The sequence below is a fragment of the Margalitia sp. FSL K6-0131 genome, from assembly GCF_038008735.1.
GTDB classification, from domain to species: Bacteria; Bacillota; Bacilli; order Bacillales; family Bacillaceae_C; genus Margalitia; species Margalitia shackletonii.
Genome location: NZ_JBBOZS010000001.1, coordinates 1759091 through 1772934, shown reverse-complemented (window position 1 = coordinate 1772934; position 13844 = coordinate 1759091). Strand labels below are relative to the sequence as shown.

14 protein-coding genes and 1 other annotated feature are annotated in these 13844 nt (G+C 37.4%); of the genes, 5 read left to right on the top strand and 9 right to left on the bottom strand.

The window, feature by feature from the left end; genetic code table 11:
- Positions 1 to 327 precede the first annotated feature (327 nt).
- The gene (locus NSQ59_RS08615) at positions 328 to 549 is read left to right on the top strand and encodes a DeoR family transcriptional regulator (protein WP_055738983.1); all 222 of its coding nucleotides are present in this window, start codon (positions 328 to 330) and stop codon (positions 547 to 549) included.
- A gap of 76 nt (positions 550 to 625) precedes the next feature.
- Here NSQ59_RS08615 and NSQ59_RS08610 read toward each other — a convergent pair whose 3' ends face one another.
- Complete coding sequence (locus NSQ59_RS08610) at positions 626 to 1342, bottom strand: pseudouridine synthase (protein ID WP_340830694.1); 717 nt, start codon at positions 1340 to 1342, stop codon at positions 626 to 628.
- Between the two features lie 324 nt (positions 1343 to 1666).
- Here NSQ59_RS08610 and NSQ59_RS08605 point away from each other — a divergent pair, with 324 nt between their 5' ends.
- Positions 1667 to 1909 carry a hypothetical protein gene (locus NSQ59_RS08605; RefSeq protein WP_126648176.1) on the top strand — a complete coding sequence of 81 codons (243 nt, stop codon included), beginning with the start codon at positions 1667 to 1669 and terminating at the stop codon, positions 1907 to 1909.
- Between the two features lie 203 nt (positions 1910 to 2112).
- Here NSQ59_RS08605 and NSQ59_RS08600 read toward each other — a convergent pair whose 3' ends face one another.
- Positions 2113 to 3732 carry a putative polysaccharide biosynthesis protein gene (locus NSQ59_RS08600; protein ID WP_055738980.1) on the bottom strand — a complete coding sequence of 540 codons (1620 nt, stop codon included), beginning with the start codon at positions 3730 to 3732 and terminating at the stop codon, positions 2113 to 2115.
- A 198-nt stretch (positions 3733 to 3930) separates the two neighbouring features.
- Between NSQ59_RS08600 and NSQ59_RS08595 the strand changes: the two genes are divergently transcribed.
- Positions 3931 to 5202, top strand: coding sequence for a BaiN/RdsA family NAD(P)/FAD-dependent oxidoreductase (locus NSQ59_RS08595; RefSeq protein ID WP_055738979.1), 1272 nt, complete (start codon positions 3931 to 3933; stop codon positions 5200 to 5202).
- A gap of 246 nt (positions 5203 to 5448) precedes the next feature.
- Here the strand turns inward: NSQ59_RS08595 and NSQ59_RS08590 are convergent, their stop codons facing one another.
- From NSQ59_RS08590 to NSQ59_RS08565, 6 genes are all read right to left on the bottom strand, one after another.
- Positions 5449 to 5631 (bottom strand): sporulation protein Cse60, encoded by a 183-nt coding sequence (locus NSQ59_RS08590; RefSeq protein ID WP_055738978.1) that lies wholly within the window; start codon positions 5629 to 5631, stop codon positions 5449 to 5451.
- Positions 5632 to 5866: 235 nt separating this feature from the next.
- Positions 5867 to 6178: a rhodanese-like domain-containing protein gene (locus tag NSQ59_RS08585; RefSeq protein WP_055738977.1), complete on the bottom strand. Its 312-nt coding sequence runs from the start codon at positions 6176 to 6178 to the stop codon at positions 5867 to 5869.
- Positions 6179 to 6266: 88 nt separating this feature from the next.
- Complete coding sequence (leuS, locus tag NSQ59_RS08580; RefSeq protein WP_055738976.1) at positions 6267 to 8681, bottom strand: leucine--tRNA ligase; 2415 nt, start codon at positions 8679 to 8681, stop codon at positions 6267 to 6269.
- A 53-nt stretch (positions 8682 to 8734) separates the two neighbouring features.
- Positions 8735 to 8956, bottom strand: a binding site (T-box leader).
- A gap of 67 nt (positions 8957 to 9023) precedes the next feature.
- Positions 9024 to 10214 carry an MDR family MFS transporter gene (locus tag NSQ59_RS08575; RefSeq protein ID WP_055738975.1) on the bottom strand — a complete coding sequence of 397 codons (1191 nt, stop codon included), beginning with the start codon at positions 10212 to 10214 and terminating at the stop codon, positions 9024 to 9026.
- Between the two features lie 147 nt (positions 10215 to 10361).
- Entirely contained in the window at positions 10362 to 10532 is a 171-nt protein-coding gene (locus tag NSQ59_RS08570; protein WP_055738974.1) for a hypothetical protein, read from the bottom strand.
- Positions 10533 to 10558: 26 nt separating this feature from the next.
- Positions 10559 to 10834 (bottom strand): YtzC family protein, encoded by a 276-nt coding sequence (locus NSQ59_RS08565; RefSeq protein ID WP_055738973.1) that lies wholly within the window; start codon positions 10832 to 10834, stop codon positions 10559 to 10561.
- 326 nt (positions 10835 to 11160) lie between these two features.
- On the opposite strand from NSQ59_RS08565, the gene NSQ59_RS08560 reads away from it, so the two are divergent.
- Together NSQ59_RS08560 and NSQ59_RS08555 are read left to right on the top strand one after the other, a co-directional pair.
- Entirely contained in the window at positions 11161 to 12120 is a 960-nt protein-coding gene (locus tag NSQ59_RS08560) for a TIGR01212 family radical SAM protein (protein ID WP_340830686.1), read from the top strand.
- Positions 12117 to 12689: a class I SAM-dependent methyltransferase gene (locus NSQ59_RS08555; RefSeq protein ID WP_126648171.1), complete on the top strand. Its 573-nt coding sequence runs from the start codon at positions 12117 to 12119 to the stop codon at positions 12687 to 12689. The genes NSQ59_RS08560 and NSQ59_RS08555 overlap by 4 nt, the downstream gene beginning before the upstream one ends.
- A 26-nt stretch (positions 12690 to 12715) precedes the next feature.
- On the opposite strand, the gene NSQ59_RS08550 is transcribed toward NSQ59_RS08555, so the two are convergent.
- Positions 12716 to 13840: a tetraprenyl-beta-curcumene synthase family protein gene (locus NSQ59_RS08550; RefSeq protein WP_055738970.1), complete on the bottom strand. Its 1125-nt coding sequence runs from the start codon at positions 13838 to 13840 to the stop codon at positions 12716 to 12718.
- Positions 13841 to 13844: the final 4 nt, after the last annotated feature.

Below are 13844 nucleotides of genomic sequence, written 5' to 3'. Positions count from 1 at the left end.
CTCTGTGGACCCTTTTATAAAATATCTGCGTCTAGCTTCAGCATTTATACTTTAAGTTATTTTACTATATTAATACTAAAAATGGATGAGAAACATATTATAAAGTAAAGTAATTACCTAAAATATTTGTAAATTCCCACTATAGACTGGAAATTTAAAAACAATGGGTGTAAAATGTAATTGTCTGACATCTGGGGTATAAAATTCGACATGAAAGAAGGAGTTGTCTGGCAAAGAAAGGTCTGTAAAGCTTGAAGAGATTTTCTTCAAAACCAATAAGTCGTCCGTAGTCTTAAGTCTTAGGAAAAAGGATGAGGGAGTGGTTTTTTGAAACCTTCAACAAACAGGATGTTAACCCGAATTAAATCAATCTATGTGTTTATTAAGGAAAATGGCACGGTAACCACACAGGAACTTGTCGATGAGTTCGGAATAACTCCGCGTACAATTCAAAGAGATTTGAATGTATTGGCTTATAATGACTTGATTAAAAGCCCCCACCGCGGGACTTGGACAACAACGAAGAAAAGGGTAAAAATGTCATCGTAATAGAATATAATACTAGAAATATAAAAGGAGCTGGATTTTAACAGCTCCTTTTCATGTACCTTTCATTTCGATTCCTCTATACAGGGAAATTCCTTAATTGTTCTACTTCCTCTTCCGACAGTTCACGATATTCTCCAAGCATTAAGTTTTCATCAAGTTGGATTGGCCCCATAGAAATACGCTTTAAATAGACAACCTTTTTTCCAACCGCTTCAAACATTCTTTTTACTTGGTGGAACTTTCCTTCCGTAATCGTTAATTCGATATCGGAGCGAATTCCGGATTTAAGGATTTTTAGCTCCCCGGGCTTTGTAAGGTATCCATCATCTAATAAAACACCTTTTTTAAAGGCATCGATATCTGATTCAGAAACTACTCCATCGATGACTGCAAAATAGGTTTTGGGAACATGCTTTTTCGGAGATAGCAGCTTATGCGCCAGCCCTCCATCATTTGTAATTAGGAGAAGTCCTTCCGTATCCTTATCAAGTCTTCCTACCGGAAACGGGTTCAGGACAGAATCTTCCATATCTAATAAATCTATGACCGTTTTTTCATGATAGTCCTCGGTTGCCGAGATAACTCCTGGTGGTTTATTCATCATTAAATAAATGAATTCTTTATAATAAACCTGATCCCCGTGTATCGTAATAATATCTTCAATAGGATTTACATGTAATTTTCCATCCTTCGCGACATTCTCATTAACTTTTACAACGCCGTCTTTTAAAAGCTTTTTCACCTCTTTTCGGCTACCATATCCGACATTTGCAAGCAATTTATCAAGTCTCATTTCGTGCTCCTTTTATCATTTTAAGAATGGCCTTTTTCTCAGACTTTATTATTCCTCAAAAAAATTACACCTTATTTCGATTTCACAAAAGAAAGGATAAAAACATTATATTCATTTAAATCATAAGAATATTTATTGTTTTTTGGGCAGCTACCCATACCTAAAGCGTTTACCTACATAGGCTATTAGGGAATGGCAAGAAGATTTATTAGTTGTTTTCTGCAAAGTAATTATGTAGAAATCGATAGAATCAAAAAAATAACCTGCATGTTCAATACAACTAATAATCGAATTGCTTAATTATCATGATGAGGTGAAAACGAAATGGATTATAGACAACAAATGTATCCCCAAATGCCCGGCCAGCAATATGCAAATTTCCCACCATCTATGCAGCATCAGGGAGGCGGGCATATGCCTCCAGGTACTACCACCTTTCCAGGAGGCGGGCAGAGCCAATTGGAAAGGCGAATGGAACGTCTTGAAAGACAAGTAGAACGAATGAATCGCAGGATTACTCAAATCGAACGCCAAATGCAATATTGGGGACAAATGGGTCATCACTAATAAAGCGGAAAGTGCGCAGCAAACGAACAGAATGTATAGACTCCGACTCATGACTCATAAAACATAGCGAGTCTAAGGACGAGTTGATGTTGACATATCGAAAGGAGGAGATTGGAAGACCTATAGTCGATAGGCGCTAAAACTTTACAAGGACAAGACTTTTTATATAAGAGGTCAACTTTTTCAGTTGACCTCCTTTCCTATTATCCGATATGAAGCCTTCTCTTAATGCTTTGCAGCCTTTGTCCAAATAGCTTATCAGCAAGACCAGATCTTAATCCTATATAGCCATAAATTGCAGCCCCAATTCCTCCACATATAATCACAATCAACAATGACTGCCATTTAGATGCTGGCGAAAGAAATAGAGTGGTAATTTTGTAAAAAGCGATAACAACCCCAACCATAATTGCATTCATTAACAAAATTAATATACTTCTTCGCAATACTGTTTTGAATGGATAGTTTGCAAAAATCTTAATGACAACCAAGTTGATGATGATAGAAACAGAGTAGCCCAAAGCCGTAGCATATACTGCTCCATCCGTTTCGAATAATTTTATCAACGGTATATTAAAGGCTAACTTAACCAACAAACCAGTTAACAAGCTCAGTATCGTAAACCGCTGTTCATTAATTCCTTGTAAAATGGCGGCGGTAACGGAATACAAGGCGAAAAGAATAGCAACCGGCGCATAATGTCCCAGAACATCCGCACCTAATTTACTATGCTGATAAAACACGGTAAAAATAGGGTCTGCAAGCAATGATAACCCCATTGCCGCAGGTACCGTTAAAAACAGTAAGAGTTGAAAGGTTTGATCCACTTGACGAATCATGGACTGGCGATTTCCTTTGGCGAATGATTCCGTTATAAGCGGAACAAGCGTTAAAGAAAACGATGTGGCCAGTGAAACTGGTATTATTACAAGCTTATGAGAATCGAAATTAAGTACCCCAATAGCCTCAAGTGCTTCTTTTCCCTTATTTATAGCTGCCATACCTCTTGTAAAGGTTAATTGATCCACATATTGGAAAAGGGAGTTAGCTACACCTACAAATACAAATGGCAAGGCGTAGATAAAAATTTCCTTGTACATTTCCCTCAGCGAAACATTCAAGGTGCCTTTATCGTGTTCCAGCAGCTCATCAAAATGATGCTTTCTTATTTTCCAATACCAAAATAAAACAATTAAACTCGCAATTCCTCCAACAAATGCTGCAAATGTCGCAACACTAATAGCTGTTACCATACTTCCATTAAATACATGCAGTACTAAATAAGCTCCCAACAGAAGAAATACGATTCTGACAATTTGCTCAATCACCTGCGAAACCGCAGAAGGTCCCATAGATTGATGACCTTGAAAATATCCGCGAATTAAGCTCATTATTGGAATAATAATAAGTGCAAAGCTTACAGCCCGGATAATTGTCGTTACATTATCAATGGAATATTTTTTAGACTCTACCCCTGACATACTCAATTCCGCAAATGTTGGTGCAAAAATATACATAATGAGAAAACAAACGATACCGGTCATCAACATTAATATCATCCCGGATTTAAAAAGCTTTCTGCCAACTGCATATTCTTCTAATGCATTGTACTTTGCTATATATTTTGAAACAGCAAGCGGAACTCCAGCTGTTGCAATGCTAATAAATAATGTATATGGAACATAACCAAATTGATATAGAGCTTCCGGCTCCGAGCCTCCAATAATAGCGTGAAACGGAATGACATAAAATAACCCGATAAATTTGGAAATAAATGTTCCTAACGTTAAAATAAATGTACCACGGATAAGTTTTGAAGACATATAATCCCTACTTTAATCATGATTCATAATTGAAATTCACTAATTAGTAGTGTACAACTAACCAAGTCAATTGACAATTTATTCGAAAAATCTTTTTATTCCTTTTGCTTCCTTAAGGGGGATAAAAATTGTTGCTCTCTTGATTTAATAGTCAAGTCATTCTAAAATGAAACGAATATATACAAAGGTGTGGAACGAATGAAGTTTGATGTAATTGTTGTTGGAGGCGGCCCCTCCGGTTTGATGGCTGCGATTGCAGCTGGGGAAAAAAACGCCAAAGTAATGTTAATAGACAAAGGAGACAAGCTAGGGAGAAAGCTTGCCATTTCAGGCGGGGGCCGATGTAATGTCACGAACCGTCTTCCAATTGAGGAAATTGTAAAACATATCCCGGGAAATGGCCGCTTTCTATATAGTGCCTTTTCTATTTTTAATAATGAAGATATTATTCAGTTTTTTGAAAATCTCGGAATTAAGCTCAAGGAAGAGGACCACGGAAGAATGTTTCCCGTGACAAATAAAGCACAATCAGTCGTGGATGCCCTTTTAAAAAGGCTGTCTGAATTAAATGTAACCATTAAAACAAATACTCCTGTAAAAGAGGTATTGTATGATCATCAACAAGTAACAGGTGTTATGCTTCAAAATGGCGAAGTGATTCATAGTGATTCCGTTGTGGTGGCAGTTGGGGGGAAATCTGTTCCGCAAACAGGTTCAACCGGAGACGGATTTCCATGGGCAGAAAAAGCAGGACATTCTATATCGGAGCTTTTCCCCACAGAAGTACCTGTAACATCAGATGAATTTTTTATAAAAGAAAAAACATTACAGGGGCTTTCCCTTCGTGACGTGGCTATTAGTGTTTTGAATCCAAAAGGAAAACCAATTATTACCCATAAAATGGATATGATTTTCACTCATTTTGGCATTTCGGGCCCAGCCGTCTTAAGATGCAGCCAATTTGTCGTAAAGGCAATGAAAAAGTGGAATTTACAGCATGTCACAATGAGCATAGACGCTTTACCTGATTTTAACGAAGAACAGCTTTTTCAGCATATTATGAAAATATTAAAAGACGAACCGAAAAAGGCTGTAAAAAATAGTTTGAAAGGACTTTTGCCAGAACGTTATTTATTATTTTTACTCCATATGAGCGGAATCGATGAAAACACGCAAGCCTCCAATGTTTCTGTAGAAAAAATCCGTTCTTTTACAAAGGGATGTAAACAATTTCAATTTACCGTTAATGGAACACTCCCATTGGAAAAAGCATTTGTGACAGGAGGCGGTGTTTCTGTTAAAGAAATTGAACCAAAAACGATGGCTTCCAAATTAATGCCCGGTTTATATTTTTGTGGAGAAATTTTAGATATATACGGTTATACTGGAGGCTATAATATAACATCCGCACTTGTAACAGGTAGATTAGCTGGGATGAATGCAGCTATCTATTCTACGGATTGTCATTAATACACAATAACGCATGGATTTTTTCCATGCGTTGCTCGTATTGCGGACACTGAGTCCGTTATTTTCATAGATAATGATATTTTTTTATTGTTTCCGGACACTGAGTCCGCTATTTGCCAAAAATCACGCTAAAATAACCCTTTTTTGGCTAAATAGCGGAACGTATGTCCTATAATATCTTGAAATCCCCATTTTTGTCACAAATAACGAAATGTATGTCCGTTTTACCACATAGGCGGAACTACTTTATTTTTTATATAAAATCATCGCACTAAAACAATAAATTTGGTCGTCTTCGTCTTCGGGCATAACTGCCACATGATATTTTATATCTAACAGTTTATTATCATCAATGGTTTTCAAAAATTGATTCACATCTTCTTCTAAATCCTTTTCATGTTCATAATCGAATACCTTTACTTGGATCATACGATTTCCTCTCCCGTTTTTTATTACTATTGTTTCCAGGAGATGAAATTTTTAAAACATTCAAACATAATGAATTTTGGCTTTATACATCCTCCATTAGTATCAAGTTGATATTACTGCATAACTGCTGACATTTCCTCACAAGCGGGTACGAATTATCTTTTATGCGATGAAATATCAATTTAATTCATTATTTTTACATAAAAAACCAGGCAAATTGCCCGGTTAGTTTTTATTACTTTTTAGGCTTTGTTTCCCCTGTCCAATGTGACATTCCGCCTGTCATATTAATAACATGAAACCCTTGGTCTTGAAGAAATTGACATACTTTCATGCTTCGTCCCCCTGCATGGCAAGCAATGATATATTCTTCGTTTTTATCTAATTTATCCAAGGAATCAGGGATATCCCCCATTCGTATATGTACTGCTTCAGGAATCATTCCTTCCGCAACCTCATCATCTTCGCGCACATCAATTATATATAATGTCTCATCATTTTTTAATTTCTTTTCCACTTCTTCTGGAGTAATTTGTTTTATTTCCAATCCTGTCATTCCTTTCGAGTATTTTCTTTTCGATTATATCAAATACGTTTATGTAAAAACAAAGAAAGGGGTTTAAATAACCCCTCCCTTAATTTGCAACAATATTCACTAGCTTACCTGGAACTGCAATTATTTTACGAACGGTTTTTCCTTCAATAAAACCCTTTACTGTATCATCATTTTGTGCTATCTCTTCTAATTCTTTAGCAGATGCCTCACGGGAAACAGTCATTTTGCTTCGAACTTTTCCATTTACTTGGATAACGATTTCAACCTCATTATCAACAAGCTTAGCTTCATCATAAGTTGGCCAAGCTTCATAAGAAATCGTACCTTCATGGCCAAGTTTTTCCCAAAGCTCTTCACAGATATGCGGAGCAATTGGAGCTAGCATTTTCACAAAGCCCTCCATATATTCTTTTGGAAGAACGTCTGCTTTGTAAGCTTCATTAACGAATACCATTAGCTGAGAAATAGCAGTGTTATAGCCAAGATTTTCGAAGTCTTCCGTTACTTTTTTCACGGTTTGATGATATACCTTTTCAAGGACATCTTTATTTCCATTCTGAACTTTGCTTGAAAGCTCACCATTATCATCCACAAGCAAACGCCATACACGGTCAAGGAATCGTCTTGCTCCATCAAGACCATTTGTTGTCCAGGCAATAGATGCTGTTAGTGGTCCCATGAACATTTCATATAGACGAAGCGTATCAGCACCATGGCTAGAGACGATTTGATCAGGGTTAACCACGTTTCCTTTTGATTTACTCATTTTTTCATTGTTTTCACCAAGAATCATCCCTTGGTTAAGCAATCTTTGGAAAGGCTCTTTTGTTGGAACAACCCCAATATCATACAAGAACTTATACCAGAAGCGGGCATATAGCAGATGAAGCACGGCATGCTCTGCCCCGCCAATATACGTATCAACTGGAAGCCATTCTTTTAGTTTTTCTGGATCCGCAAGCGCCTCACTATTATGAGGATCAATGTAGCGAATAAAGTACCAGCAGCTTCCTGCCCATTGCGGCATCGTATTCGTTTCACGACGGCCTTTTTTTCCTGTTACAGGATCCACAACATTTATCCATTCTTCGATATTGGCAAGAGGAGACTCCCCAGTACCGGATGGTTTAATGTCCGTTGTTTTTGGAAGAGTAAGCGGAAGCTCTTCTTCCGGAACAGCTGTCATTGTACCATCTTCCCAATGAATAATCGGGATTGGTTCACCCCAATAACGTTGGCGGCTAAATAGCCAATCACGAAGGCGGTAGGTTACTTTCTTTTCGCCTATTCCTTTATCCTCAAGCCAAGCAATCATTTGCTTAATGCCATCTTCTTTATTTAGACCATTTAGGAAATCCGAATTTACGTGCTCCCCATCACCTGTATAGGCTTCTTCCGCAACATTTCCGCCTGCTACAACTTCTTTTATAGTTAATCCGAATTTTTTAGCAAATTCATAGTCGCGCTCATCATGTGCTGGAACAGCCATAATTGCACCGGTTCCATAGCTCATTAGAACATAGTCGGCAATCCAGATTGGCATTTTTTCATCATTTACAGGGTTGATAGCATAAGCTCCCGTAAATACACCTGTTTTGTCTTTGGCAAGATCTGTACGCTCAAGATCGCTTTTCGATTTAATTTGATCAAGATATGCATCAACTGCTGCACGCTGATCGGCAGTTGTAATTTTTTCTACTAGCGGATGCTCTGGTGCCAAAACGGCATATGTTGCACCGAATAGAGTATCAGGACGAGTTGTGAAAACAGTAAATGTTTCATCTGTACCATTAATATTGAAAGTTACCTCTGCACCCTCAGATCTGCCAATCCAATTTCTTTGCATATCTTTAAGACTTTCTGGCCAATCAAGATCATCCAGATCTTCAAGCAGTTTGTCCGCATAAGCAGTGATTCTTAGAATCCATTGTCTCATCGGACGTCTTTCAACCGGATGACCACCGCGTTCACTTTTTCCATCGATAACTTCTTCATTAGCAAGTACTGTGCCAAGTGCCGGACACCAGTTAACCGGTACCTCGTCGACATATGCAAGACCTTTTTCATAAAGCTTCAAGAAAATCCATTGTGTCCATTTATAATATTCCGGATCCGTTGTATTTACTTCACGATCCCAATCAAAGGAAAAGCCAAGTGAGTTCAATTGACGTCTAAACGTCTCGATATTGTGTTTCGTAAATTCAGCCGGATCATTGCCGGTGTCAATCGCATATTGTTCTGCAGGCAGTCCAAATGCGTCCCATCCCATTGGATGAAGCACATTATAGCCCTGCATTCTTTTCCATCTTGCCAGAATATCGGTGGAAATATATCCTTTTGGATGCCCGACATGAAGTCCTACTCCAGAAGGGTATGGGAACATATCCAACGCATAATAGTTTTCTTTTGATTTATCCTCTGTTGTTTTAAAGCTATCATGGTCTTTCCAATATTTTTGCCACTTTTTTTCAATCTCAATATGATTGTAACTCATGAAATTGCCTCCTTATCTTTTTATAACAGCAAAAAACCTCTCATCCCTATCAAAATAGGGACGAGAGGTTAACTTATACTCCCGCGGTACCACCCAAATTAGTGCATGCACTCGCTTCATTCATCCTTAACGCGGAAAACGGCAAAGATTACTTGGGTGTTCCCGTTCACATTTGCAACTAATAGGCGAGTTCATGATGGATCCGATTGGCTTGCACCTACCGCCAATTCTCTTGTTCAGATGAACATCACTACTATTCCTACTCAAACGTTTCATATGGATTAAATTATTTACCATTTTAGCCAATTTTAATCGTTGTTGCAAGCCTTTTTTTCATTCATGTTACATGCTTAAAGTTTGTTCCTGATTGGAGGATGATTTTAACGGTTTATCAAAGAAAATGGATAATCCAATGGATATAACAAATAATACCATCAGCGAAATAAATAACGTGGACATTCCGTATAAATCTACGACAATTCCACCGACTAAAGGTCCGACCATACGACCGCCCGTTGCTGTACTATTGACGATACCTTGAAAAAGCCCTTCTTTTCCTTTTGGAGACAGCTGACTCGCAATAGTTGGAATAGCTGGCCATACAAGCATTTCTCCTATCGTAAGAATAACCATAGCTGCAACAAAAGCACTCAAGCTATGTGCGACACTTACAACCCCAAAAGAAATGATAAAAATGACAATTCCCATTATGATTTGTCCTTTTAAGCTTGAACAGAACTTCTTGATCAGTGGTGTCATGATCGGCTGGCCAATTACGATTAATGCACCGTTAATCGTCCATAAAAGGCCATATTGTCTTAAAGTGATCCCAATTTCTTGAGTATAGCTTGAAATGGTCGCTTGCCACTGAACATACCCTACCCAGCATAGCAAGTAGGCCGAACATAAAATAACCAAAGCCTTAAAAATTTGTTTATTTCTAATAGCTCCATGTTCTTGAATAACCGATGTTTGCTTTCCTTGCTGGGCAGACAAATTTTTATACCCGAAGAAGGCAATCAATAAAAAGACAATAAACATAAGTAAATTAGCTAAAAAGATATAGTTAAAGGAAAAAGATGCTACAAAACCACCTAAGGCAGAACCAACTGCAACCCCAACGTTCTGCGCAACATAAATAGCATTAAAAGCTCTTCTTCCTCCTTCTTTCCAAACGGAACCTGCCATTGCAAATACACAAGGAAAAATAATTCCTGAACCAAAACCAGTTATGGTCAGAAAAATGACATAGTTTGGCCAATCATGCCAAAGAGTAAGACCAAGTGCTGCCAATATAGTAAGGATGATTCCGAATAAAACGGTCCGGTACCCCCCAAGTTTATCAAAAAGAGTTCCCCCGAGTAAGTTACCTATAACGCTTGCAGCCGAATTTAACATTAAAACAATTCCTGCAATAGATAATGACTTTCCGAGGTGATCATGGATGTAAATGGTGTTTAAAGGCCATAAAAAAGAAGAGCCTGTTGTATTCACCACCATCCCGATTACTAAAAGCCACAAGGATTTAGGCATGAGAAACGCTCCCTTCCCCCAGTATATATTTTATATCAATCACCATTGTATTCTTTTTAAATTATAGCGACAAGGGGTAAAAGAGATAACTATGTTTTCAGAAAAAGAAGGAGTGCTGAAGATGCACTCCTTCTTTACTTTATCTAGTTAATCCGGGTTTTCAATATGCTGTTTCGAACGAATTGGCTGGCTTTTTTTAGCATTGTTTTTCTTTAACTGTTTTACAGGATCATATTCCTTACCGAGCTCCATGTCCTGATTATTTACACCATTGCGAGTTTTTTGCTCTGGATTATTTTGCTTAGATCGTTTTTTCATTGTTTCCTCCGACATTAAATATTTAATTATATTGGCCTGTCATGATTGAGAAGGATCATTTGGTTTTGTAATTGCTGCAGTTGCAATCTCTTGCGATGTAATATTTCTCTTTGCTGGGAATTGGAGCTATTTGCTAATTGACATACTTCATTATAAGATGCTTCTAATTGTTGCAATGCGTTCGTATAATCATAATCATGATAATGCTCCTGGCGCAGTCCTTCTGTATATTGTTCCTGTGCTTGTTGAATCGCGTTATCACATCTTTGGAGGCATTCGTCAATTGATTTTCTAGTGGCCACTTATGAATCCTCTCCTTATTCAGCTAGTGGAAGCATCGCAAAATGCTTCACTTTTAGTTTGTTCACTAATGGAATGACTATGTAGGAAATCCAAGGTAAACTGGTTATAGCTTCAAGACAAGGTTTTTGATACTATTTTCTAAGGATCTTTTCTTAAACGCTGTTACATTTCCAGTAAAAACTTTATTTGGGTTAAAAATGATAAACTAGTAAGAAAAGATGCCCCGAATCCAAGTCATATTAGGAAATATAACAAATGACGAAAAACAACCATTTATGCGGAAGCAGCCCTTACTAAAGCTGTTCAACTATTAGGAGGAAGATTTTTGACACAGGATAATCCATTTCCATATGCAACAGATCATAAAAGATACTTAACATGGAATTATCATTTAAGAGAACATTTTGGCTATAAAGTTTTTAAGGTTTCCTTAGACGGAGGATTTGATTGTCCTAATCGCGATGGTACAGTGGCACATGGAGGATGTACATTCTGCAGTGCTGCAGGGTCGGGAGATTTTGCCGGTGACCGTGCTAAAGATCTCGTAACACAATTTCACGAAGTTAAAGCAAATATGCACAAAAAATGGAAAGACGCTAAATATATGGCTTATTTTCAGGCATACACAAACACCCATGCACCAATCGAGGTATTACGGAGCAAATTCGAGCCCGTTTTAAAACAAGAAGGAGTAGTTGGAATTTCGATAGCTACCCGTCCAGATTGCTTACCGGACGAAGTTGTCGAATATTTAGCAGAGCTAAATGAGCGTACTTATTTATGGGTAGAGCTTGGACTCCAAACCGTTCACGAAAGAACCTCCTTACTCATTAATCGTGCTCACGATTATCAATGCTATGTAGATGGCGTTGCTAAGCTACGTAAACATGGAATTCGAATTTGTACCCATATTATTAATGGACTGCCGCTTGAAAATAAGGAAATGATGTTAGAAACAGCTAAAGAAGTAGCAAAATTAGATGTACAGGGAATTAAAATACATCTCCTTCATCTCCTTAAAGGTACCCCAATGGTGAAACAATTTGAGAAAGGGTTACTTCAGTTCCTTTCTTTTGATGACTATGTAAACCTAGTATGTGATCAATTAGAAATTATACCGCCCGAGATGATTATTCATCGTATTACTGGAGATGGGCCTCTTGATTTAATGATCGGACCTATGTGGAGTGCAAATAAATGGGCAGTTATGAATGCAATCGATGCAGAATTAAAAAGAAGAAATAGCTGGCAAGGAAAATATTATACAGTGGAGATGAGTTTATGAAGCTGCAACGAATCTTAAACTTTGCTCACTCCCTGCTTCAATCCGCTGTTTCCAATGGTGATATTGTTGTGGATGCAACCGTAGGAAATGGACATGATACAGAAATGTTGGCCAAATTAGTAGGAGATTCTGGACATGTTTTTGGATTTGATATTCAAGAAGAGGCAATAGCCAATACTCAAGTTCGTTTAGCTGACCATAAGCTAAACAGCCGAGTTACACTTTTTGCTAAAGGACATGAAACCTTAAAGGAATCAATTCCAGACAAATTTCACCCATTTATTACTGCAGCTATCTTTAATCTCGGGTATTTGCCAGGCGGGAGTAAAAACATTGTTACCCACGGCAATACAACAATCTCAGCAATCGAACAGTTATTAGAAATCATGCCAAAAGAGGGTATAATTATATTAGTGGTCTATCATGGTCATCCAGAAGGTGCAGTAGAACGCGATGAATTATTACAATATGTAACAAAGCTGGATCAGAAAAAAGCGCATGTATTAAAATATGAATTCATTAATCAAATAAACAATCCGCCATTCATCATTGCCATTGAAAAACGATAAGAGATTAAAAGCTCTTATCGTTTTTTTTATACCACATTCTTTTCATTTTTTTCACGATTATTCAGCAATACCTTTAATAAACTGGTCGGAATGACATTTTGCAACCCTCTGTATGCTCTGCCATTCCAATAAAAGAAATAACTGATGGAGCCAGCATATTTCATCAATTTCCTCGAGAGTTTTTGCACATCTCTTTGTTTGTTTACTTTTTCATCCGATAAATACACGCCTAATAACCCTCGGTTGATTAATTTATGGAATTTTTGATCAGGTAGTTTATTTGTATGCTTGTCCGCTTCTTTTAAAAAGTGAATCAGCCTCTCAAACAATTGCTTTTCACTTTCATAATAAAAACAAAAATTCAAATCTCCGCCTTCTCTATCCTCATCCTGATCAATAAAATAGTCCAGTAATATATGTAAGCCTTGAATATAAGGAAAATAACCCTCTCTTATAATTTGAGCATATTCTTTTTTAAAATCCTTTCGCATTGCGTACGAAACCAGACAAAAAATTCCTAGCGTAGAGCCGGAACATGCCGAAAACTCATGCCATTCCATTTCAGGCAGACCATCTTTATATTGATTGAACATGCCTTGCAATCTCTCTACCCTTTCTTCCACACATACATGCTTATGAATTTGCAAATCACAATAATATTGGCATAACTCAATTAAAAAAGGTTTTATCACTTCATAATGGTCTATTTTTGCCAATACAGATTGACATGTTTTCACCAGTTTATGTAAGTATTCATTATCATTTTGATCTTCCCGAAAACGATAATAATTTTTTGGTTCCGCTCCTACTGTCAAAGCATCCTTCATCGATTCATGCAATGCAGCAAAATCTACAGGATCTAACGAAGTACTCCGATCACAAAGATTATCTAAATAATCGCTGATCGTTTGATATGCCACAATAAACTTAATCGCTTCTTCTTTTCTATCCAAGCTTAATAATGCGAGAATAGATCCACCTTCGCAATGAAAGGTTTTATGTTCAATGCTGGCAAGGGCCTGGTTTCTTAATTCCGCATTCGGAATCATCTTCGCCGCATCTTTCCAATAAAATAGCTCACGATGAACATTGGGCATTACCTTTCGATAGACCTGGTTCATAAGTGAAAATGGATGAGAGGGTACTGTCATTTAT